The 26,592-nt window shown below is 57.0% G+C and carries 27 protein-coding genes and 1 pseudogene; 7 read left to right on the forward strand and 21 right to left on the reverse strand.

Annotation, left to right across the window (positions count from 1 at the left end):
• Positions 1-52: 52 nt before the first annotated feature.
• The 15 genes and pseudogenes from A3OI_RS0107130 to pilG form a co-directional block, all read right to left on the reverse strand.
• Positions 53-361, reverse strand: a complete 309-nt coding sequence (locus A3OI_RS0107130; protein WP_018403610.1) for a hypothetical protein — start codon at positions 359-361, stop codon at positions 53-55.
• A 12-nt stretch (positions 362-373) separates the two neighbouring features.
• A pseudogene (locus A3OI_RS21755) lies at positions 374-622 on the reverse strand (EAL domain-containing protein); the annotation flags it as partial.
• Positions 599-772: a hypothetical protein gene (locus tag A3OI_RS24625; RefSeq protein WP_407635517.1), complete on the reverse strand. Its 174-nt coding sequence runs from the start codon at positions 770-772 to the stop codon at positions 599-601. The pseudogene A3OI_RS21755 and the gene A3OI_RS24625, both read right to left, overlap by 24 nt.
• Before the next feature lie 109 nt (positions 773-881).
• Positions 882-1,304: a CoA-binding protein gene (locus A3OI_RS0107150; protein ID WP_018403614.1), complete on the reverse strand. Its 423-nt coding sequence runs from the start codon at positions 1,302-1,304 to the stop codon at positions 882-884.
• An 84-nt stretch (positions 1,305-1,388) separates the two neighbouring features.
• Positions 1,389-1,961 (reverse strand): GTP cyclohydrolase I FolE, encoded by a 573-nt coding sequence (folE, locus tag A3OI_RS0107155; RefSeq protein ID WP_018403615.1) that lies wholly within the window; start codon positions 1,959-1,961, stop codon positions 1,389-1,391.
• Between the two features lie 41 nt (positions 1,962-2,002).
• Positions 2,003-2,254 (reverse strand): diguanylate cyclase domain-containing protein, encoded by a 252-nt coding sequence (locus A3OI_RS24420; protein ID WP_018403616.1) that lies wholly within the window; start codon positions 2,252-2,254, stop codon positions 2,003-2,005.
• Positions 2,255-2,452: 198 nt separating this feature from the next.
• A complete protein-coding gene (locus A3OI_RS0107165) occupies positions 2,453-3,259 on the reverse strand; it encodes an iron chelate uptake ABC transporter family permease subunit (RefSeq protein WP_018403617.1) in 807 nt (268 codons plus the stop codon).
• Positions 3,252-4,034 (reverse strand): zinc ABC transporter ATP-binding protein ZnuC, encoded by a 783-nt coding sequence (gene znuC, locus A3OI_RS0107170; RefSeq protein WP_018403618.1) that lies wholly within the window; start codon positions 4,032-4,034, stop codon positions 3,252-3,254. The genes A3OI_RS0107165 and znuC overlap by 8 nt, the downstream gene beginning before the upstream one ends.
• Complete coding sequence (locus tag A3OI_RS0107175; RefSeq protein ID WP_018403619.1) at positions 4,031-4,534, reverse strand: Fur family transcriptional regulator; 504 nt, start codon at positions 4,532-4,534, stop codon at positions 4,031-4,033. Before A3OI_RS0107175 ends, znuC begins: the two co-directional genes overlap by 4 nt.
• An 80-nt stretch (positions 4,535-4,614) precedes the next feature.
• Positions 4,615-5,076: a chemotaxis protein CheW gene (locus A3OI_RS0107180; protein ID WP_018403620.1), complete on the reverse strand. Its 462-nt coding sequence runs from the start codon at positions 5,074-5,076 to the stop codon at positions 4,615-4,617.
• Positions 5,073-11,555 carry an Hpt domain-containing protein gene (locus A3OI_RS0107185; protein WP_018403621.1) on the reverse strand — a complete coding sequence of 2,161 codons (6,483 nt, stop codon included), beginning with the start codon at positions 11,553-11,555 and terminating at the stop codon, positions 5,073-5,075. The genes A3OI_RS0107180 and A3OI_RS0107185 overlap by 4 nt, the downstream gene beginning before the upstream one ends.
• 84 nt (positions 11,556-11,639) lie before the next feature.
• Positions 11,640-13,700, reverse strand: coding sequence for a methyl-accepting chemotaxis protein (locus A3OI_RS0107190; protein ID WP_018403622.1), 2,061 nt, complete (start codon positions 13,698-13,700; stop codon positions 11,640-11,642).
• Between the two features lie 94 nt (positions 13,701-13,794).
• Entirely contained in the window at positions 13,795-14,340 is a 546-nt protein-coding gene (locus tag A3OI_RS0107195; RefSeq protein WP_018403623.1) for a chemotaxis protein CheW, read from the reverse strand.
• A 20-nt stretch (positions 14,341-14,360) separates the two neighbouring features.
• Positions 14,361-14,723: a twitching motility response regulator PilH gene (pilH, locus tag A3OI_RS0107200; RefSeq protein WP_018403624.1), complete on the reverse strand. Its 363-nt coding sequence runs from the start codon at positions 14,721-14,723 to the stop codon at positions 14,361-14,363.
• Positions 14,724-14,755: 32 nt separating this feature from the next.
• Entirely contained in the window at positions 14,756-15,148 is a 393-nt protein-coding gene (gene pilG, locus A3OI_RS0107205; protein ID WP_018403625.1) for a twitching motility response regulator PilG, read from the reverse strand.
• A gap of 298 nt (positions 15,149-15,446) precedes the next feature.
• Here pilG and gshB point away from each other — a divergent pair, with 298 nt between their 5' ends.
• The 7 genes from gshB (at position 15,447) to A3OI_RS0107240 (ending at position 21,276) form a co-directional block, all read left to right on the forward strand.
• Positions 15,447-16,400: a glutathione synthase gene (gene gshB / locus A3OI_RS0107210; RefSeq protein WP_026224056.1), complete on the forward strand. Its 954-nt coding sequence runs from the start codon at positions 15,447-15,449 to the stop codon at positions 16,398-16,400.
• Positions 16,401-16,443: 43 nt separating this feature from the next.
• Entirely contained in the window at positions 16,444-17,307 is an 864-nt protein-coding gene (locus A3OI_RS0107215) for an energy transducer TonB (protein WP_018403627.1), read from the forward strand.
• The gene (locus A3OI_RS0107220) at positions 17,304-17,870 is read left to right on the forward strand and encodes a YqgE/AlgH family protein (protein WP_018403628.1); all 567 of its coding nucleotides are present in this window, start codon (positions 17,304-17,306) and stop codon (positions 17,868-17,870) included. The genes A3OI_RS0107215 and A3OI_RS0107220 overlap by 4 nt, the downstream gene beginning before the upstream one ends.
• Complete coding sequence (gene ruvX, locus A3OI_RS0107225; protein ID WP_018403629.1) at positions 17,863-18,285, forward strand: Holliday junction resolvase RuvX; 423 nt, start codon at positions 17,863-17,865, stop codon at positions 18,283-18,285. The genes A3OI_RS0107220 and ruvX overlap by 8 nt, the downstream gene beginning before the upstream one ends.
• Positions 18,286-18,357: 72 nt before the next feature.
• Complete coding sequence (gene pyrR, locus A3OI_RS0107230) at positions 18,358-18,861, forward strand: bifunctional pyr operon transcriptional regulator/uracil phosphoribosyltransferase PyrR (protein ID WP_018403630.1); 504 nt, start codon at positions 18,358-18,360, stop codon at positions 18,859-18,861.
• A 58-nt stretch (positions 18,862-18,919) separates the two neighbouring features.
• Positions 18,920-19,945 carry an aspartate carbamoyltransferase catalytic subunit gene (locus A3OI_RS0107235; RefSeq protein WP_018403631.1) on the forward strand — a complete coding sequence of 342 codons (1,026 nt, stop codon included), beginning with the start codon at positions 18,920-18,922 and terminating at the stop codon, positions 19,943-19,945.
• Positions 19,942-21,276: a dihydroorotase gene (locus A3OI_RS0107240; RefSeq protein WP_018403632.1), complete on the forward strand. Its 1,335-nt coding sequence runs from the start codon at positions 19,942-19,944 to the stop codon at positions 21,274-21,276. The genes A3OI_RS0107235 and A3OI_RS0107240 overlap by 4 nt, the downstream gene beginning before the upstream one ends.
• Before the next feature lie 114 nt (positions 21,277-21,390).
• On the opposite strand, the gene A3OI_RS0107245 is transcribed toward A3OI_RS0107240, so the two are convergent.
• The 6 genes from A3OI_RS0107245 to mutM form a co-directional block, all read right to left on the reverse strand.
• Positions 21,391-22,923: a phosphoenolpyruvate carboxykinase gene (locus A3OI_RS0107245; protein ID WP_018403633.1), complete on the reverse strand. Its 1,533-nt coding sequence runs from the start codon at positions 22,921-22,923 to the stop codon at positions 21,391-21,393.
• A gap of 180 nt (positions 22,924-23,103) precedes the next feature.
• Positions 23,104-23,958 (reverse strand): Hsp33 family molecular chaperone HslO, encoded by an 855-nt coding sequence (gene hslO / locus A3OI_RS0107250; protein ID WP_018403634.1) that lies wholly within the window; start codon positions 23,956-23,958, stop codon positions 23,104-23,106.
• 37 nt (positions 23,959-23,995) lie between these two features.
• On the reverse strand, positions 23,996-24,406 hold the full coding sequence (gene hslR / locus A3OI_RS0107255; protein ID WP_018403635.1) for a ribosome-associated heat shock protein Hsp15: 411 nt from the start codon (positions 24,404-24,406) through the stop codon (positions 23,996-23,998).
• Positions 24,407-24,446: 40 nt separating this feature from the next.
• Positions 24,447-25,136: a GMP/IMP nucleotidase gene (gene yrfG, locus A3OI_RS0107260; protein ID WP_007348247.1), complete on the reverse strand. Its 690-nt coding sequence runs from the start codon at positions 25,134-25,136 to the stop codon at positions 24,447-24,449.
• A gap of 99 nt (positions 25,137-25,235) precedes the next feature.
• Positions 25,236-25,568 (reverse strand): hypothetical protein, encoded by a 333-nt coding sequence (locus A3OI_RS0107265; RefSeq protein ID WP_018403636.1) that lies wholly within the window; start codon positions 25,566-25,568, stop codon positions 25,236-25,238.
• Positions 25,569-25,766: 198 nt separating this feature from the next.
• Positions 25,767-26,579, reverse strand: coding sequence for a bifunctional DNA-formamidopyrimidine glycosylase/DNA-(apurinic or apyrimidinic site) lyase (mutM, locus tag A3OI_RS0107270; protein ID WP_018403637.1), 813 nt, complete (start codon positions 26,577-26,579; stop codon positions 25,767-25,769).
• Positions 26,580-26,592 lie beyond the last annotated feature (13 nt).

Here is a 26,592-nt window from a genome sequence, read left to right on the forward strand (position 1 = left end):
TGTAGCTTAAAACCTGTTAGCCGCTCATAGGTCAAATGTTACGAACGTGTTGTCAGCCTTTGGCGCGGAGAAAGCAGCCGCAGTGCTTGCACTGCTCCGGAACCATCAGTTTGGCTTGCCAGCCCAGCTTTTCGCTACAAGCGGGACAGGTCAGCTTTAGCTGCATAGCCACTATTGGCGCCACCAACAGCACCAGAATGATGCCCAGCCCGCGCCAATCATCGCCGCTAGACAACCCCAGTTGGCTGCTGAACACCAGAATGATGATTAACGCCGTAAAGGCGAACAGAAAATAATTGCGGTTCCACCGTTCCCAGCGGCGCAGGCGCGCGTCTTGTTCGGTGGTCAGATAATGTGCCATGGAGTCTCACGGTTAAAGTGGGTTTTCAGCGTATTGCGGCTTCAGCCACTGCTCCAGCTGGTCGGCGGGAATCGGACGGCTGATCAGATAACCCTGAGCCACATCGCAACCATGCTGGCGCAGAAAATTGAGCTGGCTGGTAGTTTCTACGCCTTCGGCTACCACCTGGATGCCCAGATTGTGGGCCAAATTGATAATTGCAGAGGTAATGGTGGCATCGTCCTGGCGTTCGGTTACCTAGGTGATGAATGAACGGTCAATCCACTCGATTGCCTGGTAAATCTTGAAATCTTGCAAATGGTTGCGGACATCCCTGCGCCACTGGGCTTCGCTAATGGCCATTATTTCGGACTCGGTGTCCAGATGCGCCTGAATCTGGCGACTGCCTTGCTGGCTTTGGCCAAATCGCAAACCTAGGGCCAGCAATAAAAATAAAAAAAGATAAACACCGGCAGGACTGGGTGCAAAAGCCCTTTTTCCACAACACGCTGTGTTGAATCGGTGTTTTTCATCGGGCTCTCTAGGGTCGGTGTATAAGCTGGGGTATTTCCATTTTTGGACAGCGGTCCATCACCACTTTCATGCCCGCCTGTCGCGCGCGCTCGGCGCCTTGGTGATTAATAACGCCAATTTGGAGCCACAGGACCGGAATTTTCATGGCGATGGCCTGGTCGATCACCGCGTCGGTGCGTTGCGGAGCCAGGAACAAATCCGCCATGTCTACTGCGACCGGCAGTGATTCAAGGTCCGCATAAACGGTTTCACCCAGCAGCTGCTGGCCGGCCAGACCGGGATTAACGGGTATTACCCGATAACCTTGCTGCTGTAAGTAATGCATGACCTCGTGGGAGGGGCGGTTGGTTTTTTCACTGGCGCCCACCAACGCTATGGTGCGGACCTGCTGCAGAATGTCGAGAATCTGCGAGTCAGACGTCTCGGGCATGATGTAACGCTCCTGTCAAAGAAGAAAATAACAATGTAAGTGCTACAAGTTACCTAGTGTCCCGTCTGGCCAATGTGAGCCTGATCAACGGTTGGTACTGATCAAATTAAAAAATTCCAGGCGGGTGGCTTGTGATTTACGGAACTGACCTAGCATCATTGACGTCTTCATTTTCGAATTCTGTTTTTCGACGCCGCGCATCATCATGCACATGTGCTGGGCTTCGATCACGACGGCCACGCCCTTGGCATTGGTCACACTCTCTACCGCTTCGGCGATCTGTCGAGTTAGATTTTCCTGGATTTGCAGACGCCTTGCGTACATATCCACAATGCGCGCGAATTTGGACAGCCCCAGGACCTTGCCCTGGGGCAGGTAGGCAATGTGGCACTTGCCGATAAAAGGCAACATGTGATGTTCACACATGCTGTACAGCTCTATGTCCTGTATCACCACCATTTCGTCCATGGCGGATTCGAACACCGCGTTGTTGACCAACTTGTTCAGATCCTGCTGGTACCCGCGAGTTAGAAACTGCATGGCTTTGGCCGCGCGCAGAGGCGTGTTTTGCAGGCCTTCGCGGTCACAGTTTTCACCTAAGCCATTAATAATGGCGCGGTAGTGGCCGGCAAGATCGTCTGTCAGGGAATTGCTCATAAATACGGGTCCGATTTTCTGAGTCTGGCGAGGGCAGCAGCTTAAGGCAAATTGGCCATGATCTCTATGGGTAAGCGCCTTAGCGGTTCAGCTGTCGCCCTGAAGGCCAGTATCTCGGCTTCGGGTAGGCTGGTTTCCGGCAGCAGCACCATGAACTCTTCGCCGCCAATACGAAATATGTGGTCGTTGTCACGCAGGCGGTTGCTCAGCAGGCGTGCTATGCCTGTGAGTACAGTGTCACCGGTGTGGTGGCCAGTTCTGTCATTTCCTGCTGCAAGCGCCCCACCAGCCATGCAAAAATCAGTGCGAACAGACAGGTCAGCCCTAACGATGTGCTGATGCGCCAGAACTCTGACAGGGGGAATACGTAAAAAGCCATGAGCGCCTGGGTGATGAATTCATGGAATTGGTGGAAAAGCGCCAGTGGAATTCAGTGATGCAGCCGCTGTAGCCCCTGCGTTTGGATGCGAGAACCCCTCTGTTAAGCCGACTTATGCACGTTGTTTGCCGCCAACCGCGGATATCAGCAGAAAACAGCTGAATGCGGTAACCACCACCGACGGCCCCGCCGGTGTGTCCAGTTCCCATGACAGGGCCAGCCCGCCGGTCACGGCAATAAAGCCGAACAGCATCGCCATGGCCACCATCTGTTCGGGTGTGCGTGCCAGGCGCCTTGCGGTGGCGGCGGGAATAATCAGCAGCGCTGTAATCAGCAGCACGCCGACAATTTTCATGGCCACTGCAATAACAATAGCAAACATCAGAATCAGGGCCAGCCGCAGGCGTTCTACCGGCACCCCTTCAACCCGCGCCAGTTCTTCGTGAATGGTGCTCATCAGCAGGCCACGCCATAGCAGTGCCAGCAGGCATAAAATGGTGGCGGCACCGCCGTAAATCCACCATAGATCGCTGCGGCTCATGGCCAGCAGATCGCCAAACAGCAGCCCGGTCAGGTCCATTCGCACTGAGGGCATAAAGCTCAGGGTGACCAGCCCAATGGCCAGCGCACTGTGGGCCAGTATGCCCAGCAGGGTATCGGTGGCTAAGGTTTTGCTGCGGGAAAACAGCACCAGCGCCAGAGCCAACCCCAAGCAAGTGATAATCACCCCGACATTAATCGGCACCTGAATCACAAAGCTCAGGGCAATGCCTAGAAGCGCCGAATGGGCCAGGGTATCGCCAAAATAGGCTAGCCGCCGCCAAACCACAAAACAGCCCAGAGGCCCCGCGACCAGAGCCACACCCAGGCCACCAATCAGCGCACGCCAGAAAAAATCATCCAGAATGCTGTCAATCATGATGGTGCCCTGAGCCGGTTGGCGCTGCTTTCGCTTCGCTGAGTGAACTGACGTTGCCGTGCAAGTCATGGCGGTGATTGTGATGGTGATGGTAAACCGCCAGTGACTCGGCGACGGCGGTGCCGAAGGTTTCAATAAAGGCTGGGTCGTGGGAGATGTCTTCCGGAAAACCGCTGCAACACACATGCTGGTTCAGGCAGATGACTTTATCGGTGGCAGCCATAACCAGATGTAGGTCGTGGGAGATCATGATGACGCCGCAGTTGAGCTCGTCTCGGAGTTGGCGCACCAGGTCATAAAGTGCGGCCTGGCCGTTGATGTCGACCCCTTGGGCGGGCTCATCCAGTACTAGCAGGCCGGGCTGGCGTGCCAGCGCCCGTGCCAGCAGCAAGCGCTGTTTCTCGCCGCCAGATAGGTGATGCACCGAGGCTGCCGAAAGGTGAGCCACACCGGTGCGCGCTAGCGCCTGTTTACAACCTTTGCGGTCGCAGCCGCTCAGCGCCATAAAGCGCTCTACACTCAGCGGCAACGTGGTTTCAAGGTTCAGGGTTTGTGGCACATAACCGATCACTAAACCCGGTTGCAGGCTAATCGAACCAGACGTGGCCTTCTGGATGCCCAGAATGGTTTTGATCAGGGTGGTTTTGCCGGCTCCGTTGGGGCCGATAATGGTGATGATATCGCCGCGCTTTATACTCAAAGACACCCGATCAACAATCAATCGGTCATTGAGCGTCACCGATACCTTGCTCAGTTCTGCCAAAACCTCGTTCATGATGGCGTCGGCTGATCAGTGCTGTCGCTCTCACAGCGCGGGCACAAGCCGGCAATTTCCAAAGTAATCTGTTCTACCTGAAACGTTTCGGCTGTGGCGGCTTGGTTGATAGCAGCGGTTATGTTCGGGGCGGCTAACTCCAGCACGTTGCCACAGCTGCGGCAGATCAGAAAGGTGCCGCAGTGGTGCTGGCCCGGGTGGTCGCAACCGGTGAACGCGTTAAGCGACGCAATACGGTGTACCAGGCCGTGCTGCTGTAAAAAATCGAGGGCGCGATACACCGTTGGTGGCGCAGCCTTGTGGCCATCGGCGCTTAACTGAGCTAGCACATCGTAGGCGCCCAATGGTTTGTGGGACTGCCAAATCAGCTCCAGCACTCTTTCCCTGACGGGGGTTAGCCGCGCCTCGTTACGCCGGCAGCTTTCCCTGGCCTGGGCCAGGGCCTGATCAACGCAAAGATCATGATTATGGGGGCGATAGGGTAAAGCGCGGGCGGGCATGGCAAGTATCCGATAAAATTTGCAACATTATAACAGTTGCCATCCGTGCTGCCAGAGTTTCCGCACCGTTGAGTGAGGCATCAGCGTAATTGCTGCGCCAGGCTTTCCAGATACTCCAGATTGGGAATCCAGGCGCGCTCGCCGTCTACTTCGACTTCCATCAGGTCGGCAACGCCGGTTGGACTGTCCAGGCGCTGAATCTGGCTTTGATTAATACGATTCTGGCTGGGTATGCCCTGAGTCATCAGAGCAATAAAGGGCTGTTCGCGGTGTTCTTCGACGATGCTGTTAAGAATAACCACCCGGCCGCGGCGATTATTCGGTTGTGCCAATTGGCCGCCGCTGGCTGCGTCGTAGGATATAACCGGCAGCCTTAGCCCGCGCCATTCCAGATGGCCGGCCAGCCAGGCGGGTGCGTCGGCGCTTGAGTTGATGTCGGGGCTGTAGTCCACCACTTCAGCCAGCGATACGTTGGGCAGTAACAGCTGACGGCCGATCATCGGAATCATGACGCAGGCCAGGGTCTGGTTGTTATCGCTCATAAGTTACCTGTCAGCCTGCGGATGGTTTCTAGCAGAGTTGTTTCCTGGAACGGCTTACCCAGATATTCGTTAACGCCAATGGCTAATGTACGCTCACGATGTTTTTCTCCGGTACGGGAGGTAATCATGCAAATGGGTGTATTTCGCAGAACGTCGTCGTGGCGAACAAAGCCGGCCACTTCAAAGCCATCCATGCGCGGCATTTCAATGTCCAGCAGGATGATATCAGGCTGGTAATCCTGCAGCTGGGCTACGGCATCCAAACCATCTTTGGCGGTAATCACTTCCATACCGTTGCGCTCAAGCAGGCGCGACGTCACTTTACGCACGGTTACGGAATCATCGACCACCATCACCAGGGTGGCGCGCTGGTGAAGTCGCGGTTTCTGGCGCGGCTGGCCCGCTTTGCCGCTGGCGTGCTGCTGCTGCTGCTCTGACAGTATGTCGGAGCGGATCATTGCTGGCAGATCAAGAATGACCACTACATTTCCGTCACCCAGAATGGTGCCGCCGGATACGCCACGCACAGAGTTGAACTGAGGCCCGAGAGATTTCACCACAATTTCGCGGCTGCCCACCAGGCTGTCTACCTGCAGGGCCATAGGTTGCTCTGCGCCGCGCACCAAAATAACCGGCAGTGGCAGTGCCTGGCCCTGAAGCTTGGGCTGGTGTTCGCTGTTTAGCAGATTGCCCAGATATTGCAGGCGATACTCCTGACCGGCGTACTCGTACAGTGGCGCATCGGGCTTGTAATATTCTTCCAGCTCGTAAGTGTTCACCCGCACTATGCCTTCAATGGTGTTCAGCGGTATGGCGTAGAAATTGTCGCCGCTGGTGACCATCAAGGCACGGTTAACCGACACGGTAAACGGTAGCCGAACGGTAAATGTGGTGCCGTGGCCGGCGCTGGAGTGAATGTCGAGACTGCCACCCAGCTGTTTGATTTCTGACGCTACCACGTCCATGCCAACGCCTCGGCCGGATACCTGGGTAATCTCCTTGGCGGTGGAAAAGCCTGGTGTCATGATCAGCTGCAGAATCTCGCGCTCGGTCAGCACATCATTCGGGCCGACAAGGCTCTGACTGACGGCTTTGCTGCGCACCTGCCCGGTAGAAATGCCGGCACCGTCATCCCGCATGCGCAGAACAACGTCGCCGCCTTCGCGTTGCAGCGACAGGCTGATTTCCCCTGTTTCTGCTTTGCCTGCGGCCAGACGCTCTTCGGGCGTTTCAACGCCATGGCCCAGCGCGTTGCGCAGCATGTGCTCCATAGGCGCAATCATCCTTTCCAGAACGTTGCGGTCCATTTCGCCTTCGGCGTTGTACACCTCAAAATTGGCTTTCTTGTCTAACTCGGCGCTGATTTGGCGCACAATACGGCGTAAACGCGGCACCACTGAGGCGAACGGAATCATGCGGGTCTTCATCAGACCTTCTTGCAGTTCCGTATTGATACGTGACTGCTGCACCAGCAGGGTTTCGGTGTCGCGAATCCGGTCGGCCAAGGTCTGGCGCAGATCGATCAGGTCGGAAGACGATTCCGACAGAGCCCGCGATAGCTGCTGTATAGACGAATAACGGTCCATTTCCAGCGGGTCGAAGTCTTCACCATAATCGGGTCCGAGTTCTTTTTCGGCGCGGAACAGAATCTGGGTTTCGGTTTCGATATCCATGCGCCGCAGCTGTTCACGCAAGCGCTCAATTGTGGCGGCCATCTCTTCCAGAGTGTGGCTGAAGTCGCTGGTTTGCTGTTCCAGACGGCCGCGGGCAATACTGGTTTCGCCCGCCAGATTAACCAGGTTGTCAAGCAGCGGTGCCGACACCCGAATGGTTTCTTGCGTGGCGCGCAGGGTCCTGCGGGTTTGCGCGCGCGCCGGCTTTGGCACTGCAACAACGGGCAGTTGCTGCTGCTCTGGTGCCGGCGCTGGCGTTTCTTGTGCAGCTTCCTGCTCTACTTTCTGTTCCACTATCGCAGGCTTTTGAGCCAGCGCTGAAGGCTCGGTCTGTTGCGGCGGATGCAGCTGGTGCACCTGCGCGATCAGATCCTGTGCCGGCGGGCAGGCTTTGCCGGTGGCAATTTGTTCTACCATGGCCGCGAGGCGGTCGTGACAGGCAAACAGAGGTTCGTACAACTCTGGCCCGGGCTTCAGTCCGCCCCGCGTAATCAGCTCGAACAAATCCTCCAGAGCGTGTGCCAGATCACCCATGGCGTCTGCGCCCGCCATTCGTGCGCCGCCTTTCAGGGTGTGCACGTCGCGCTGCAATTCGGCGGCAAGCATGCTGTTTTCGGGATTCTCGCTCCAGCTGTGCAGTGCGCTGCCGGTGGCGTTGATCAGGTCATAGGCTTCTTCCAGGAAGATGCCCATCAGTTCCGGGTCGGTGGTTACGCTGTTGGTGTCGTGTGCGTCTGGGCTTGGCTCCGGTTGCAAAGCAACCGAGGAATGATCGGCGCCAGCGCTTGCAGCGTTGCTGGAATAACGTTGTATTTCTGCGATCAGGTCGGGCGCTGAGCGCGGACTGTCGCCATTTTCCAGCGTTTCTACCATGCTGGCCAGACGGTCGTGACAGCTGAACAGCAGGTCAGACAGCACCGGCGATATTGCCAGTTGTTGCTGAACCAGCCCTTCGAACAGGGTTTCCAGTTCGTGGGCCAGATCACCAATACTGCCCACTTTGCTCAGGCGGGCACCGCCTTTGAGGGTGTGCAGGTCCCGTTGCAGCAATCGCAGTAAATCGTGATTGCCGCTGTCCTGACTGAAGCGCTGAAGTGCGTCGGCGGTGCTGTCGATCAACTCGCGGGCTTCTTCCTGAAAAATTTCCAGCACTTCGTGATCTATGTCGTCTTCCGTATCCGGCGTGTAGGGCGGCACGGGTGCTTCAAATGCTGTCTCAGCAGCTGCCGGTTCGTTGTCTATGTTTTGGTTTAGGTCTTCGTCTTCCTGGAACTCGGCAAGGAAGGCGTCGCTGGCCAGAACATCATCGGTAAGATCCATGATTTGCTGGCGCAGCGGATCTGCGCTGTCGATGGTCAGTCCGGCGGCGGCCTGGTCCATCATGTTGATTAGCTGCTCATGGGCCAGGTGCAGGCAGGCCTGAAGTTCGGGTTTTGGCTCGCGGTCGCTGTCAGCCAGAACGCTGTAGCTGCCTTGCAACGCCGCCGATAACGTGGCTATGTCGTCCAGGCCGGTAATTTCGGTAGCCGCGGTCAGCAGCGTCAGTTCGTGACGCAGCTGTTCAAGGGCCTGGCCATTAGCGGGGTTGGCAATCCAGCTGTCCAGTATGCTGCTGGCGTTAAGCACGATGTTGATGTCGTCGCTAACAAAGAGTTCTAGCAAAGCGGAGCGGCTATTGGCCGACGATGGCTGGGTATCATCGTAGCTGGCGCCCGTTAAGGTAGCGCGAGCCAGCTGTGCCAGTTGCTCCAGGAACTCGCGGCTGCCCGGCAATTCTGCCAGTGGCTGGCTGTGAAGTTGCAACAAGCCCTGGTTCAACAATGACACGCTTTGCTCTAGCAAGGAGATAGCATCGCGGTCGCACCGTTTGTTTTCAGCGCGGGCGTCTTTCACAAAGCGCTCAAGGGGGGTAACCAAATCGGCAATGGGCGTTATGCCGGTGGTGTGAGCGCTGCCTTTGAGGGTATGCAGTGCCCGTGTTAGTTCGTCGGTATAGGCCGTGGTTTGTTTGTCTGCGGCACTGGCAATATAGGCTTCCACCGTTTTTAGGTGAGACAGGGCCTCGCTCTCGAAAATGTCCAGCAGAAGCGGGTCTACGTCTGACTCGTCGTCTGGCTCTGGCCCTGACTCGGGCGACTGCAGAACATCGCCCGTGGCGGCTTCGCTTGCGGCAACTGCACCAGAGGCAGCCAGCACGTCTTTGCCGTCGGCCAGTGCATGGGCGCGGGCTTGTGCTTCATGGGTGTCAACGGTTGCGGTGCGGTGTTGTTCAAAATCGCTGACCAACGCCGGCAAAATCGCGATAACATCGCTAAGCAGAGCGGCAACGGCGTCACTCATGCTGCGGCTGCCGTCAAGCACCCGGTTCAGCAGATTTTCCACAGACCATGCCAACTCACCGATCACGTCGGCGCCGACCATGCGGCCGCTGCCTTTAAGGGTGTGAAAGGCGCGGCGCACTTCACCCAAGGCGCTGCGATCGCCATAGTGACGCAACAACATAGGCATGTATTCATCAATACTGGCTAATACTTCACCGGCCTCTTCGATGAAAACTTCCAGGATTTCGTCGTCAATCAGCTCGCTTTGCGGGTTATCGGTGCGGCGAGTGGTAGTGATGGCTTCGGCACGAGCAACCAGGTTGGCAACATCGCCCTCCGGGTTGCCGGCGCGGAACTCATTGATCAGCTGCGGTAGATGCGCGTTGGCGTCAGTGACCAGAGAAAACACGTCATCGTTGGGTTTGACCGTTTGATCAATCAGTTTGTTCAGCAGGTTTTCAACCGCCCAGGCCAGTTCGCTCAGGCTGCTGGCGCCCACCAGGCGGCCGCTGCCTTTAAATGTGTGATAGGCGCGGCGTATTTCGGCCAGCGCTGCACGGTCGTCGTGATTGCGCTGTAAGCGCGGATAGTGTTCGTGGATGGTCGCCAGAACTTCTTCGGCTTCCTCGATGAAAATACCAACAATTTCGTCATCCAACAGTTCGTCTGGGGGTACACCCGTGTCTAAGATGGGCGCTGATACGGCGTCCAGCAGGGGTGCGTCCAGCAATGGCGCGTCCACCAGGGGAATGTCGGCTTCGTTGATGTCAGCTCTGGGGCGCCAGGTAGGCGCCTTGCCTGCCGGGAAGCCCAGGCTTTCGAGGCTGATTTCCGCCACCCGCAACACGCTGTCGTTGTCACGGATCCCGTCATTCAAGCGTTCCAGATAGTACTCGATACTGGTAACAGCATCGGCCAGGGTATCCAGTTCCTGCCCGTTGGGCACCTCGCGACCGCTCAGCAGCACGTCGCTGATGTAGCGTTCCATGGCTTCCAGCAACTCGCTGGCACGCTCAAGCGGTATCAACCTCAGACCACCGCAGATGCTGTGCAGCAGCGCCGGCAGGTGTTCAATCTCACGGGTGTCCCACTGTGAGGCAATAAAGTTGACGACGGCCGATTTGGCCTGTTCCAGAGTGTTGCGGGACTCCTTCAGCAGTGCACCGTTGGCGTCCCCCAGCTCCCGCGAACCGTGGTTCAGCAGGTCGCGCTGGCCGGTATCTTCATGCTGGCCGTCCTGGCCCAGATTAGCCAGACTGGCTTCCACATAAAGCAGGGCGCTGGCGATGTCCATCAGCGTGTTACCGGATACCCGCTGATCCTGACGGGCCAGCTGAGTCACCAGGTCAATCTGTTCATTGACCACTTTACGCGGCACGCCCAGACCAATAACGGCAAGGGTGTTGGCGACCTGCTGCAAACCTGGCAGCAGGTCTTCGAGCTCTTCGTTGCTGCGCAGGTCGGCGCGCACGAACAGGTCCAGCGAATCTTTGAGCTTGGCCAGTTCTTCGTTGAGGGCGAGCACAACAGAATGGATAGCATCGCGATTAGGACCGCTGACCCGTGAACGTGCTGCATCTACATCATCGTCAGAAGGTAATGCCTGGGCTAGCTGGTAATCAGCGCGCAGGGCTTCTATGCGTGGCGAATCGAGTTCGCGGGCGCGGGCTACGTAATACAGTAGATTTTTGAACAGAGCCTCTGGCGCCGGCTGTGCCAGGGCCGTGCCGGGATTTTCTGTGAGTTGGCGAATTTCGCTGTCGAGTTCCCGCAGCAGCGACTTTACCGCCGCGTTGACCGGGTTGGCTTTAAGCTGAAGTGTTTCGACAAAACCAGCGGCGGCTTTCCACAGCTCACCCCGCGGCGTTTTCTGACATAGCCGAACCAAGCGTTTGATTACTTTTTGCATGTAATCAAAGTTGGGGCCCAGGTCGGCTTCCCGCACCACTCCAGCCAGCGCGAACTGATACATTTGCCGCAGTTTGCGTACATGGTCGCGCACTTTTGGCTCTTGCAATCGGTCGTCTTTTATTTCACCGCGGGCGCGCGCCGACGTCATATCGGGCTTGAACAAAGAGGTGTCAGATAACAATGCTTCGCCGCGTGCGGCACGCAGATCATTCAATAGGGGTAGTAGCACCAGCGGGAAATCATCACTGCTTCTGTCAATATGGTCGAGGTATTGCGGCAACTGCAGAATGGCCTGCATCAGCACTTCAACGGCTTCGTTTTCGCTGTCAACCTGGTTGCCCAGAATGGCCTGGGTGAGTTTCTCCATCTCTTCGGTGAGCAGGGCTGCACCGTAGAGCTCAACCATCTGCAATGTGCCGTGTACCTGGTGGAGATAGTTCAGGCAAAAGCGCAAGCGGGCCGTATCTTTACGGTTGTCCACATAACTTTCCAGAGCCTGCTGGCCCTGAGTCAGCGTACTCTGTATTTCACCCCGAACCCAGTCGAGGGCGATACTGTCATGGTTATTGCCCATAACCTCTCCGGTTATTCGTCGTTGCTCTCTGCATTACGGTTGTCTGGAGCATTTGCCATTGCTGCTCCCACCTCTGATTCAGACTCAGCTCACCAGCGGAACCTTGGTGTCTGCTACTTCGTCTTCTTCTGGAAGTTTGAAACCTGCTACCGAGGAACGCAGCTCGAAGGCCATGTCTGCCAGATTACCGATCGAGTAAGCCGTGGCATTGGTGCCCGATGAGGTCTGCGAGGTGATTTCCTGAATGACGTTCATGGTATTGGAAATGTGCGAAGCAGAAGAAGACTGTTGGCGAGCCGCATTGGAGATGTTCTGAATCAGCCCCGCGAGGTTCGTGGAAACGTTTTCGATTTCTTCCAGGGCGACACCTGCGTCTTGCGCCAGGCGGGCGCCACGGACTACTTCGGCAGTGGTGTGCTCCATCGAGATAACCGCTTCGTTGGTATCTGACTGGATGGTTTTTACCAAAGCTTCGATTTGCTTGGTGGCGGCAGAAGACCGTTCTGCCAGCCGTTGTACTTCGTCCGCAACTACGGCAAAGCCACGGCCGGCATCACCCGCCATAGAAGCCTGAATAGCGGCGTTCAGCGAAAGAATGTTGGTCTGGTCGGCAATGTCGTTGATCAGCGACACGATGTCGCCGATTTCCTGGGATGATTCGCCCAGGCGTTTGATGCGCTTGGAGGTTTCCTGAATTTGCTCGCGAATATTGTCCATGCCGCGGATGGTGTTCTGCACCACGTCGGTGCCTTTTTTGGCGATGGCAACCGAGCGTTCCGCTACCGCAGACGATTCTGCGGCGTTAGACGATACCTGGTCGATGGATACGGCCATTTCGTTAACCGCTGCCGAGGCGCCGGCAATTTCCTGTGCCTGGTGCTCGGAAGCGTCGGCCAGTTGCATAGCCGTAGACTGGCTTTCCTGGGCCGCTGTAGCAACTCGCACAGCGGTACCACGGATTGCCTGCACCAGTCCGCGCATCTGGTCGATAGCGTAGTTGATGGAGTCGGCGATGGCGCCGGTAAAGTCTTCGGTTACCATGGCTTCTGCGGTCAGGTCACCGTCGGCCAGGTCGGCCAATTCGTCCAGCAGACGTAAGATGGCGTTCTGATTCTGGTCATTCTGCGCTTGGGTTTTGGTCAGTCGGGTCTGGGATTCGCGATAAACCGCCAAACCAATGAACACGACGGTAGCAATCACTGCGGCCAGCAGCGCAAAGGCAAGAGTAGGGCTGATGACTCGCGCGGCCGAAAGGTCACGCAGTTCTGTGGCCAGTTCGGACAGTTCTGCGAGCAGAATTCCGGAGTTTTCGAAGATGTCGTTAGCGGCGTTGGAGACTTTGAACAGATCGGGAGACGCCTGCAATACCGCATCGGCGTTGCTGGCAATGAACCCGAACAGCTCGGAGACCGCCCCGAGCCCGTAAAGTGCATCTTCGTTGGCAACGCGGGTGATGGCCAGCGCGTTGTTGCCGTCAAGCTGGCCGTTCAGTACGCGGCCAAACTGGGTGGCGTCGGTCAAAAAGCGGTCGGCGGCGGTCACCGCGTCTTCGTCACCGGAGAGCACGTTGTTCACTGAGCGGAACATACGCTCAGCCAGCAACGACTGACGTCGCGCCAGAGCAATCTGGGCTTCCGGGGCACCGCTGTCCTGAAGAACCATAGAGACGTCTTCGTATTCAACCTGCATCTGCGGGATGATTTCACTGAGGGTGTTGGTCACCTCCCGCATGTTCATGACCGAGTCGCGGGTGGCCAGAATAATGTCGGCGTTTTCGCGCACCGAATCCCAGTGCTGCTGCACATTGCTGGCAGCTGCGGCTTCACTGGCGGGCAGGCCAGTTTGCGGGTCGCCCTCGGTCAGATTGCTCCAGAGCTGGCGGAAGCTGTCGCGGGCGTTGCTCAGCTGGTCAAACGCGCTGGCGTTGCCACTGACGGCCTCGGTGGCGTTTTTGGCGATCTGCTGCGACAGCACTCTCAGCTCGGCGGTGGTGTTCGTGTATTCGCGATCGTACTGGCTGTCGCGGTTAACCATGAACAGCACCACAACCAGTAATACGGTGAGGGCGATCAGCACGGTAGTCAGCCCGGCAATCAGTTTGTTGCCACCTTGTCTGCTACCGAGTCTTCCGGCTTTGTTTTTCATCTTCTGGCTCCCGGCCTTTGTTCTGAAATGGACAAGTCTGTTGGTTCGGAATGGGTGCGGTCACAGGCTGATAAGCCTGCCACGGCCGTTGCGATCAACGCTGTGCAACGTCAAGAAAGCGTTCGTCACCGAGCAGCTCGGTAGCCGAGAACACATTCCAGGTTTCCCCGTCGCGCGTATAGCCGCCGGCCACAAAGGGTTGAATACGATCAGGAACACCGCTGGTGTCTGATGTGAAATTCTCTGCGCCGAAATATTGCATGCCTAGAACCGAGTCAACAACCAACCCACTGAACAAGTCGTCTTTTTCAACCACTAGGACCCTTCGTTGGCGTGGGCCGGTGCCGGAGCGGGGCAGTTCAAAAAAAGCGTCAAGATCGACCAGGGGCAATAATCGGCCGCGCACGTTGGCCGCTCCCATCAGAAACGGGCGTACGCCTGGTATCTGGGTAAAACGGGGGACATGCAGTATTTCGGTAACCTCGCCCATAGGCGCAACGTAGTGTTCACCAGCCAGCATAAAACCGATTCCATTCCATTGTTCGGCCGTTTTTTCCTGCTCTGGAAGGCCTGCTGATAACTGACGGCTGCGTAGGGCTATGTTCGTCAGAACAGCAAAGGGGGCAGTCTGGGCAGACATACGTACTCCGTGTTTGAAAATCAGCCAATCAGGCTATTGATGACCTGAATCAGATCGTTCTCATTAACCGGCTTGACCAAATAACCTTTGGCACCCTGCCGAGTACCCCAAACCCGGTCTGTTTCCTGATCTTTGGTGGTCACAATGATGACCGGAATCGATGCCGTTTCCGGGGCGCGGGTTAGCTGGCGGGTGGCTTGAAAACCGTTCAGGCCCGGCATGACGACATCCATCAGCACCAGGTCCGGGGCTTCCGAACGAGCTTTGGCCACGCCATCGGCGCCATTGTCTGCGATCAGCACTTCGTGCTGGTGCTTTTGCAGCATGGTGGTGATTTTTTTCACCTCGGTGGGCGAGTCGTCAACAATAAGAATGCGAGCCATGATGTCCCCAATGAGTTCCGGAAATGTCAGAATTAGTGCTGCGCCTGCGGCACGAAATGACGAATGGTATTAAGCAGTTCGTCTTTGCTGAATGGTTTGGCCAGATACTGATCGGAACCCACAATACGGCCTTTTGCCTTGTCAAACAGGCCATCTTTACTGGACAGCATGATTACCGGCGTTTTCTTGAAAGTGGAGTTGTTCTTGATAAGGGCGCAGGTCTGGTAACCGTCCAGCCGCGGCATCATGATATCAACAAAAATAATGTCGGGTTTGGAGTCGGCAATTTTGGTCAGAGCATCGAAACCGTCAGTCGCGGTTATGACATCACAGCCAACTTTCTTTAAAAGGGTTTCGGCAGTGCGACGAATCGTTTTGCTGTCGTCGATTACCATGACTTTCAAGTTCCCGAAGTTGTCGTCCATTGTCCAACTGCCTTGCGCTCAGCGACTGTATTGTTAGCAAACCGGGGTTCTAGCACAAACACCAATGTTGTCCTATGAACTCCGCTCCTTTATAAAGTATAGGTGCCCGAATAGACAGTACTTGTTCGTCAATAAACGTACTTTTGTCTGCCCCATCACGTTATGGGCTGAGGATTTCTGCAGATGCATTCACGGCTCGGGTACAATACCATCTGAACTGTCAGCATAGCACTATGTGAAAAGCCTGCTTTGCAGACCGGTTCGTATTTTTAAACCCCCGGCAATAGAAAGAGACGTTATGACAGTCCGACTCGGTATCGTGATGGATCCCATTGACAGGATCCAGTTCAAAAAAGACAGCTCGCTGGCCATGCTTTGGGCCGCTCAACAACGGAGCTGGCAGTTGGTTTATATGGAACCGGAGGACATGTACCTGAATGGCGGCCAGGCTCGGGCCCGCAGCCGCAACCTGACTGTGCGGATGGACCCAAACGACTGGTATAGCTTTGAATCGGAAGACGATATTGCCCTGGGCGATCTGGACGTTATTTTGATGCGCCAGGACCCCCCGGTCGATCGTGAATTTCTGATGGCCACCTATATCCTGAGCGCCGCTGAAGTGCAGGGCGCGCTGGTGGTGAACCCGCCGGCTACTCTGCGTGACTGCAACGAAAAGCTGTTTGCCACCCAGTTTGAAGACCTGACGCCGCCGCTGATTGTCACTTGCTCTTCAGCGCGCTTACGCGCGTTTTACGCCGAGCACAAAGACGTCATCATGAAGCCAATCGATGGCATGGGCGGCAGTTCTATATTTCGTATTAAAGAAAACGACGGCAACCTGGGTGTGATCATTGAAACCCTCACTGAACACGGCACCCGGCAGGCTATGGTGCAGAAGTTTGTGCCCGCAATCACACAGGGCGACAAACGCATTCTGATGATTGAAGGTGAGCCCGTACCCTACGCGTTGGCGCGCATACCCTCTGCCGGTGAAAACCGCGGTAATCTGGCTGCCGGTGGCCGCGGTGAAGGCCGCGAATTGACCGACCGCGATCGCGAGATATGTGCCCGGGTGGCTCCGGTGATAAAAGCCAAGGGCCTCATGTTTGTGGGTCTGGACGTGATTGGCGATTACCTGACCGAAATCAACGTAACCAGCCCCACTTGTATCCGCGAACTAGACGCCGCCTTTGGCATTGATATCAGCGCGATGTTGATGGATGCCATTGCCAAACGGCTGCAGCAGCGCTGATTGTTTAAAACGGCATTAATTTGATGGTTCAAGAGCAACGGGAATGGCAGTTCAGGTAAGCGATGTCGATCGGTTTTCGTTCACCCTGTTTATGGCTTTGGCGATTCACGGGGTAATTGTGTTGGGCATTACTTTCGCGCCCGAGACACCGCCGCCATCGGCGCAGACCATGGAAATTACCCTGTCGCGTTTTGCCGATGAAAAAGCGCCGGAAAAAGCGGATTTTCTGGCACCCACCAATCAGCAGGGCAGCGGCACCGAAGAACAGGCGAAAGAACTGACCAGCCCGCAGCCGGTGGAACTGAACCAGACCGAAGTGGCGCCGGTTCAACCCGAGCCTCAGGCGCAGCCCGAACCACAGGCGGTGCAACAGCAAGCGGTGGTGAGTACCAAGGCGCCCAGTGCAAGGCAAGTTGCCAAGCCAGAAATTCGCGCCGAAGCAGTGAAAGAGCTGCCAACAAAGCCAACGCCAAATCTGCTGCAGCGCAGCCTGGAAATTGCCAGTCTGGAAGCCCGGCTGGATGCCCGGCAACAAGCCTATTCACGCAAACCCCGTGTGCTGCGGGTAACCGCGGCTTCAACGCTTCAGTCCAGCAACGCCTGGTATGTTCAGAACTGGGTCAGCAAGGTTACCAGAGTGGGTAACATGAATTATCCCGCCGAAGCCCGGAACAGCGGTCTTTATGGTGACTTGCGTTTGCTGGTCACACTGCGCAAAGATGGCAGTCTTAAGGAAGTTCTGGTGGTGCATTCGTCCGGGAGCACTTTACTGGACGACGCGGCCATTCGCATTGTGAGGCTTGCGGCGCCCTATCCGCCATTCCCCGAGGAAATGAGCCGCAATGTTGATGAACTTGAAATCATACGTACCTGGTCATTCCAGCAGCGGGGGCTGACATCCGGATGAGCGATACTGCCAATACAACGGACAATTTCCGCAATCATTTTCTGGTGGCGTCACCGTGGATGAGCGACCCGCGTTTTCACGGCGCGGTGATCTATGTGTGTGAACATTCCGCCGAGGGAGCGCTGGGTTTGACCGTGAACCAGCCGCTGGACATACACTTGGGGGAAATCCTGGAACAGCTCGACATGCGCGGCGGCGAACTGGATTTGCCGGTGTTTGCCGGCGGCCCGGTGCAGGCCGAGCGCGGTTTTGTGCTGCACAACCCCGGGCAGCGCTGGCAGCATACCGCGGAAGTGACCGCAGACATCTGGCTGACCACCTCGCGCGACATATTGGCCGACATTGGCGCTGCCAAGGGACCGGATGAATTTCTCGTGGCCCTGGGTTACGCCGGTTGGGGTGACGGTCAGTTGGAAGCGGAGTTGGGCGGCAATACCTGGCTGACGTGTCCGGCGAGCCCGGACTTATTGTTTCGTACGCCCTGGAGCCGTCGCTATCAGGCGGTTTTGGCCAGTATGGGCATCGACATTAACCAGCTTAGCGAGACCACAGGCCATGCATGAAGCCGGCCAGCGCCGCGTTATGGCGTTTGATTTTGGCACCCGCCGCATCGGCGTTGCCGTGGGCCAGGAAATGCTCGGCCGCGGCGAGCCACTGACCATGATCGCGGCCCGTGATGGCACGCCAGACTGGACCCAGCTGGGAAAACTGCTGCACGAATGGCGCCCTGACTTGGTGGTGGTAGGCCTGCCGCTGAATATGGACGACAGCGAAAACGAGATGTGCGTCCGCGCTCGCAAATTTGGCAAGCGCCTGCACGGGCGCTTTCACGTAACCGTGGAAATGGTGGACGAGCGCCTGACCAGCTATCAGGCCAAAGGTGAAGTGATGGCCGCCGGCGGTAGCCGCAATTATGGGCGCGATGGTATAGATGATCGCGCCGCGGTGCTGATTCTGGAAACCTGGTTTAATCAATAGCCCTGTCTAACAACCCATGTTGAACTAACGAATGTTAACCACAGTGCCTGCCCGGCGCTGCGACGAGGATCTATGAACGGACAACTTGATATAGAGCCACTACTGGACAAAATGGAAGCTGGTCTGCGCCAGTTGCTGCAGGAACGTGGCGTAAGTTCACCGGCGCTTATCGGGATTCGAACCGGTGGTGTGTGGTTGGCCGCTGAGCTGGCCCGGCGCCTGCAGTTGCAGGAACCGTTCGGTGAGCTGGATATTTCATTTTACCGCGACGATTTCAGTCGTATTGGTCTGAACCCTAAGGTAAAGCCGTCGAGCTTGCCGTTTGATACCGCCGATCGAGACGTAGTGCTGATAGACGACGTGATCATGAGCGGCCGTACTATTCGTGCCGCTATGAATGAAGTCTTCGATTATGGTCGCCCGGCCAGTATTATATTGGCCACGCTGGTTGATTTGGGCGCCCGTGAACTGCCGGTGCAGCCCGATGTGCGTGGCCTTGCGCTGACGCTGGAGACCAACCAGCGCATAAAGTTACGCGGGCCCGATCCGCTGCGTATTGAACTGGAACAGGCCTAGCGTCACTCAAGCCACATCCTAGCCACGCCCCAGCCACCTTTGTTTATACAGGCAACCCATGACCGCAATCGCTACCGGCCCCCATCATTTGCAGCTGACCCGGGAAGGTCAGTTGCGGCATTTTCTGACTCTGGACGGCCTTGGCCGCGAGTTACTGACCGACATCCTCGACACGGCTGACTCCTTTATAGAGGTGGGCGAGCGCACTATTAAAAAGGTTCCATTGCTGCGCGGACGTACCGTGGTGAATCTGTTTTTCGAATCCAGTACCCGCACCCGCAGCACCTTCGAGCTGGCGGCCAAACGCCTGTCTGCAGACGTACTGAATCTTGATATCAGCACCTCGGCGACCTCCAAAGGCGAATCCCTGGCGGATACCTTGTACAACCTGGAGGCCATGGCCAGCGACATGTTTGTGGTGCGTCACGCCCAAAGCGGTGCGCCCCACTTTATTGCCGAAAGCGTGACGCCCAAAGTGGCCATCATCAACGCCGGCGACGGGCGCCATGCCCATCCCACCCAGGCCATGCTGGACATGCTCACCATTCGCCAGCATAAAAAAACCTTTGCCGGTCTGAAAGTGGCCATTGTGGGCGATGTATTGCATTCGCGCGTGGCGCGCTCGCAGATTCGTGCTCTTAACGAGCTGGGTGTGGCCGAGGTGCGGGTGATTGCACCGGGCACACTGTTACCCCGGGATGTAGAAGCGCTGGGTTGCACCGTAGAGTACGACATGCTGCGCGGCATGAAAGATCTCGACGTGGTGATTATGCTGCGCCTGCAAAAAGAAAGGATGGAAGGCGCGCTTCTGCCCAGTGAAGGTGAGTTCTACCGCCTTTACGGTCTTGATCGGGCCAAACTGGCGCTGGCGAAACCGGATTGCATTGTTATGCATCCGGGGCCAATTAACCGCGGCGTAGAAATCGAATCGGCGGTGGCCGACGGGCCGCAGTCGGTTATTCTGAACCAGGTGACCAACGGCATCGCCATTCGTATGGCGGTGATGTCCATGGCCATGGGTGGCCAACTGGCTGAGCGCCAGCAAGCGTTGAACGACATGGCCAAGCAAGAGGTGCGCTTATGAAACTGTCTTCCCGCCCCCCTGCTGGTAGCGTGAAAATCATTGGTGGCCAGTTGTACCGTGGAGCCACGGCGACCAGCGCTGGTGCGCTGGAAGCCAACCCTGGCTTGCTGATAAAAAATGGCCGTATTGCCGCGGTTGGCCCCGACGCCCTGGCGCAAGCGGCCGATGAAACCTTGATGGCGGAAAATTGCATTGTCAGCCCGGGATTTCTGGATCTGTGCTGCAATCTTCGCGAACCGGGCAGTAGCCAAAAAGGCAATATGTCCTCGGAAACACGGGCTGCTGCCCACGGTGGCTTTACCAGCGTGTGCGCCGCACCCGACACCTCGCCGGTGAACGATTCTGGCGCTGTGACCAACCTGATTCGTGACATAGCCGCCAGTCGGGCGTTGGTCCGAGTGCTGCCCATAGGCGCGGTTACCCGTGGCCTGGAAGGTGAGCTGCTCAGTGACATGGCTGGTTTGCAGAAGGCAGGTTGTGTTGCCTTGGGCAACGCCTCACAGGGCTTGCGTAACGCACGGGTTCTACGGTGTTGCATGTCTTACGCCCAGACCTTCGGGTTAACGCTGATGTTCAGCCCGGAAAATCAGGCGCTGGCCGCCGATGGTTACGCCCACGATGGCCTGGTGACCACGCGCCTTGGTCTGCTGGGGATTCCGGAAGTGGCGGAGACCACCGCGGTCATGGAAATGATCCTACTGGCCCAGGAAACCGGTGTGCGCTTGCACCTTAGCCAGCTGTCGTGCGCCCGCAGCGTGGACATGCTGGCGGAAGCGCGCCAACGGGGAATTCAGGTCACCGCTGACGTGGCCATGCACCAGCTGGCCTTTACCGAAGACGCGCTGAGTGGATTTGATAGCCGTTTTCACGTGCGACCGCCACTGCGCTCGGAGCGCGACCGGCAGGCCCTGGTAGCGGGCGTTCGCGACGGTGTTATTGACGCCATTGTTAGTCAGCATCAACCCCATGAAAGCGCGGCCAAGCAGGCGCCCCTAGCCGCCAGCGAGCCGGGTTTATCGAGTATTGAAGTTGTGTTGTCGCTGGGCCTGGAGCGGGTAGCTGCTAACGAGCTGAGCCTACCGCAATTGCTGCGCGCGCTGACCGCTGGCCCTGCCGCCGTGCTGGGCCAGAGCGCGGCAAGCAACGCAGACCTGAGCGCCGGTGCGGTGGCAGATCTGTGTATTTTTAATCCCGATCAGCACTGGCGCCCTGGCCCCGGCACTCTGGTGTCTGCCGGTGGCAACGGGCCGGTGCTGGAGCGCTCAATGCCGGGTGTGGTGCATTACACTCTGGTTGCCGGCCACAAGGCCTGGCCGTCACTGTTGCCTTAATAGGGTTGGTGAACGCCGGTGATTTAAAGGGCCGGCGGCGAATGCCGGCGTTTGAAAGACCATAAAAAAAGCGCCTTGCGTCACCCGCAAGGCGCTTTTTTTGTCAGCTTGGCTTTACTGCCTGGGACCGGCCGCAACGATGGCGTCTGACACGTTAAACTTTTTGAAGTTTTCCACAAACTGGCCGATCAGCTCGACGGCTTTAGCGTCGTAGGTTTCGGTGCTGGCCCAGGTGTTGCGCGGGTTCAGCAATTTGCTGTCAACGCCCGACACACGGGTTGGCACGCTCAGGTTCAGTGTTGGCAAGTGCTCGATTTCAACATCGTCCAGATCGCCGTTTTGAATGGCGCTGATCAGGGCGCGCGTGGTGGGAATACTGAAACGTTTGCCTTCGCCGAAGGAGCCGCCGGTCCAGCCGGTATTTACCAGGAACACCTTGCTGCCGAATTCGTCCATTCGCTTCATCAGCAACTCGGCATAAACACCGGCAGGCCGTGGGAAGAAGGGTGCACCAAAACAGGTAGAGAAGGTGGACTTCAGTTTTGATGAAGAGCCCATCTCGGTTGAGCCCACCAGAGCGGTATAGCCGCTAAGGAAGTGATAGGCCGCCGCTTCTTTGCTGAGGATTGATACCGGGGGCAGAACACCGGTCATGTCGCAGGTCAGAAATACAATGTGCGACGGCTCGCCGGCCAGGTTTTCTGCTACGCGCTTTTCGATGTGCTCGAGCGGGTAGGCGCAGCGAGAGTTCTCGGTCAGCGACACGTCGGTGTAATCCGGCTCGCGCGTTTCTTCGTCAATCATCACGTTCTCGACGATGGCGCCGAAACGGATCGCGTCCCAGATAATGGGTTCGTTCTTCTTGCTCAGATCAATACACTTGGCGTAGCAGCCGCCTTCGATATTGAATACGGTGCCGGGGCCCCAGCCGTGCTCGTCGTCGCCAATCAGATAGCGCTCCGGGTCTGCCGACAGGGTGGTTTTGCCGGTGCCAGACAGGCCGAAGAACAGGCAGGTTTCGCCGTCGTCGCCCACGTTGGCAGAGCAGTGCATGGGCAGCACGCCTTTCTCTGGTAGCAGGAAGTTCTGCACCGAGAACATGGCTTTTTTCATTTCGCCGGCGTAGCGCATGCCAGCCAACAGAACCTTGCGGCGGGCAAAGTTGATAATAACAGCGCCGTCACTGTTGGTGCCGTCACGCTCGGGCACGCACTCAAAATTGGCAATGTTAAGAACTTGCCATTCCTGCTTGTCAGCCGGGTTGTAGGTGTTCGGGCGAATAAACAGGTTGCGGCCAAACAGATTCTGCCAGGCCAGCTCGGTGGTCATCTTGATAGGCAGGTAGTGCTCGGGATCAGAACCCACGTGCACAAGAGACACGAAAGAATCCTGCTCGGCCACGTAAGCTTCAACTCTTTCCCATAGGGCGTCGAACTTGTCGGCGTCGAACGGGCGGTTGATCGGGCCCCAGTGAATATCATCAGCGGTGCTGGGCTCTTGCACGATATAGCGGTCCATAGGCGACCGGCCTGTGCGTGCTCCGGTTTTAACCACCAGCGAGCCATTTGCAGCCAGTTGACCTTCATTGCGCGCCAGTGCTTGTTCAACCAGCTGTGCTGTTCCTAGCTCTTGATAAGATTTGCTCACTGCGATCTCGCCCTCGGGTGTCTTGGTGATTGCCAGGGCCGCACCGGAAGCGGTGGAAAACTGAACAATCGAGTCAATCTAGGCTCGCTATTATGCCAGATGCGTCAGTAAAAAACGACTGCCATCAAGGTCTGCCGGGTGGCCTTTTTGCGGCCGCTGTCGTTACCCGTCAACACCGGCTCAGTGCAGGGTGTGGCCGGTAAATAACTGGTCTATGTCGATGCGGTCAAAACGGTAGTGGGCATGGCAGAACTGGCAGTCCATTTCAATGGAGCCCTGTTCTTCCAGAATGCTATAGCATTCTTCGCTCCCAATCGCTTTCACCGCGCTCATTGTGCGCTCACGGGAACAGCTGCAGCGGAAGGCCACTGGTTCCGCGTCAAATACCCGCACGGTCTCCTCGTTGAACAGGCGGTGAAGTAGTGTCTCGCTGTCCAGTTCAAGCATTTCGCTGGCTTCCACGGTGCGTGCCAGGTGATTGATGCGCTCCCAAAGTTCGTCATCTTCCTGGGTGTGACCGGGAAGGCGCTGCAGCAGAAGGCCGCCGGCTTTGTCTTCGCTGGCAAATAGCAGCAGCGATGTGGCGATTTGTTCGGAGCGCTCAAAGTATTCTTCCAGGCAGCCTGCCAGGCTGTCCCGTTCGCGGGGTACAACACCTTGGTATCGCTGGCCCTGGTCCGGCGTGATGGTAATGGCCATGCGGCCGTCGCCCAGCAACTGCTGAAAATCACCGTCGCCGATGGCCTGATCGTCAAACCGCGCTACTCCGCGTACGAAGCGGTCGTGGCTGCATTCCGACATCAGCGTTTGCACAGGGCCATCACCTTGAGCCTGTAATGACAACGCACCGTTAAACTTCAGCGTGCTGCTCATTAACACGCTGGCCACCAGCGACTGGCCCAGTAACTGGCGCACAGATTCCGGGTAGGGGACCTGGCGACCGATTTGCTGATAACTTTCATCCAGCTGTACCCAGGCCCCGCGGATCTGGCTGTCTTCAAATATAAAGCGCTGGAACTGATCGCCGGACGCCATTGTGTGTCTCCTGAAAAATCGTAAAATAAAGCGGCTGCTAGAGCCCGTTGTGTTCGCGAAACCGGTCGATGTCGCGGCGGTCCTTTTTCGACGGGCGCCGTGCCGGCGGCAGCTGGGAGGTTTGCAGGGATTTGTGTTGCAAGGCCAGATCCTCGCGCTTTTTCACGCTGTCTTCGGTTTCGTGATAGAGCAGAGCCGCTTCCGCTGCCCCGCGGCGGCGGTCGCTGATATCGTCTACCACCACAATTTTTTCCTGCCAGCCCAGCCGTATCGACAGTTCCGCCCCGGCTTCCATCAGTTTGCCGGGCTTGCAACGCTGGGTGTTGTAACGCACTTTGCCGCCTTCCACCGCGCCTTTGGCCAGGGCACGAGTTTTGAAAAAGCGCGCTGCCCATAGCCACTTGTCCAGCCTGACGCGGTCATCGTCGTTTTTGTTGGGTGTAGCCATGTCATCTCACCTTTTGTTGCGCGAGTTGATTATAACGGTGTCATCCCGCAGATGGCAGGGGCCGCCGCTTCTGCAGTTGTGGCAGTACTTCATCGAAGTCATGAATGCCGGTGATTTGCGGGTGAGGGCTATTGGCAGGCTGTTGGCTGTCTGGTGCCAGTACCGCCAGCAGTTGTGCGATACCGGCTTTAGCGGCGCTTTCAAGCACGGCAAAACTGTCGTCTACCATCAGGGTGCGGCTGCGATCGTAGGGAGTCACACGGTTCAGTGATTGCCAAAAGGCAGGGTCTTCCTTGGGTTTGCCAAGCTGATGGCTAGAGACTATATCGTCAACCAGTGTGTCCAGGCCGGTACGCTCAAGTTTCATGGCCAGGGGGTCCGGGTGGCAATTGGTGGCAATCACCGTATACAAGCCGCGTTCGCGCAGGCTGGATAGAAACGCCCGCACATGGGGCCGATAGCCCACACGCTCACCCACCTCTGCTTTCAGTTCATTGATGTCCATGGACAGCTGGTCGCTCCAGTAATCGGTGCAGTACCAGTTCAGCGAGCCACGCTGGGCCATAATCAAAGCCATCAGCTGTTGTTTGGCTACCTGAGGTTGCAGATTGTTCTTTTGTGCGTAGCGCAGCGGCAGATGTTCCAGCCAAAAATGGTTGTCGAAATGCAGGTCCAGCAGTGTTCCGTCCATATCCAGAAACACCGTATCGAGAGTTGACCAGTTCACCATAAACAAAAATAGCCCGTGAAATTTCTCACAGGCTGCCTCAATTGGTTGCGCCTGACAACCCAGGCTTGTGCTGACCCAGAGCCGTTGAAGCGGGCTGAATCAGTTCGCGGGTTGCTCAACGGTATCGTGCTTGCGCCCGCTGCGAGTGCAGCCCAGGCAGCGTGCAAATGTGGCTCTGGCCGGCCCCGCTACCAATACTTCGCCGGCTTCAGCGGTGTTGCCACCCAGCAGTGAAAATGGCAGTGACACCAAGTACACCACGCTGCCCACAATAGTCGTCGCCAACAGCACAGGGCGTACAATCAGTGCATCGGTCGTCATCGCCAGCGCAGAAGGGCTTTCTTCTAACGTGTTGGCGTGGCCGATGGCGGAAAACGAGAGCAGGCTGACGGCCATCATGGTCGTCAAAATTCGGGTCAGCTTGCGGGTCATTCGATGTCTCCTGAGCGAAATCAGCCCTGATGAGTTACAAGAGCTATGATCGGCTGTTTTGTGTGGCTACTTAATTGAACAGCGGCCGCAACGATGGGTGTACTGCCAGTGTTCAGTGTAACAGCGCTGGTCTGTAGCGCTGTTAACTATGAAGCATATTTGCGCTTTTCAAACGATTTTGGCAGATTGAACACGGCCTCAGCGCTGGCAGCGGGTGCAGTATACCGTTGCCCGCTGATTCATGCGGATTTCTCGCAGCGTAGCCTGGCATTCGGGGCAGGGCTGGCCGCCGCGGCCGTACACCAGCAGTGACTGGGCAAAATAGCCGGGCTGGCCATCGCTATTAACAAAGTCCCGCAAGGTGGTGCCACCCATCAGGATAGCGGCCATCAAGGTTTCCTGAATCACCTCGACCAGTCGGTGGTAGCGGCTAAGGCTGATGCGCCCGGCTTGCCGCCGCGGATGAATGCCGGCCTTGAACAGGGCTTCGTTGGCGTAAATGTTGCCCACGCCTACCACCACATGGCCGTCCATAATGAAGGATTTGACCGCGGTGCTTTTGCCCCGGGAGCGGCGAAATAAATAGGCGCCGTTGAATTCGGGTGCCAGAGGTTCCGGCCCCAGGCTTGCGATCAACGGATGGCTGTTGGGGTTGGAAGACCACAACCAGCAGCCAAAACGGCGCGGATCGTTGTATCTCAGGCGTACCCCCGAATGCAGCAACAGCTCTACGTGATCATGGGTTAACGCAATGCTGTCGTCGGTAATGATTCGCAGGCTGCCAGACATGCCCAGGTGAACAATAACGCTGCCGCTGTCGAGATTCAGAAACAGGTATTTGGCGCGCCGCTCCACACTGCGTATCACTTCCCCTTCCAATCGCACAGCCAGATCCTCTGGCACCGGCCAGCGCAATCGACCATTACGAACGCTGACAGAGCGAACGGTCTGGCCTTCCAGGTGGGGGGCTATGCCACGGCGGGTGGTTTCAACTTCAGGCAATTCGGGCAAGGTGATCACTCCG

The organism is Marinobacter gelidimuriae, assembly GCF_000372805.1.
Taxonomy (GTDB): Bacteria; Pseudomonadota; Gammaproteobacteria; order Pseudomonadales; family Oleiphilaceae; genus Marinobacter; species Marinobacter gelidimuriae.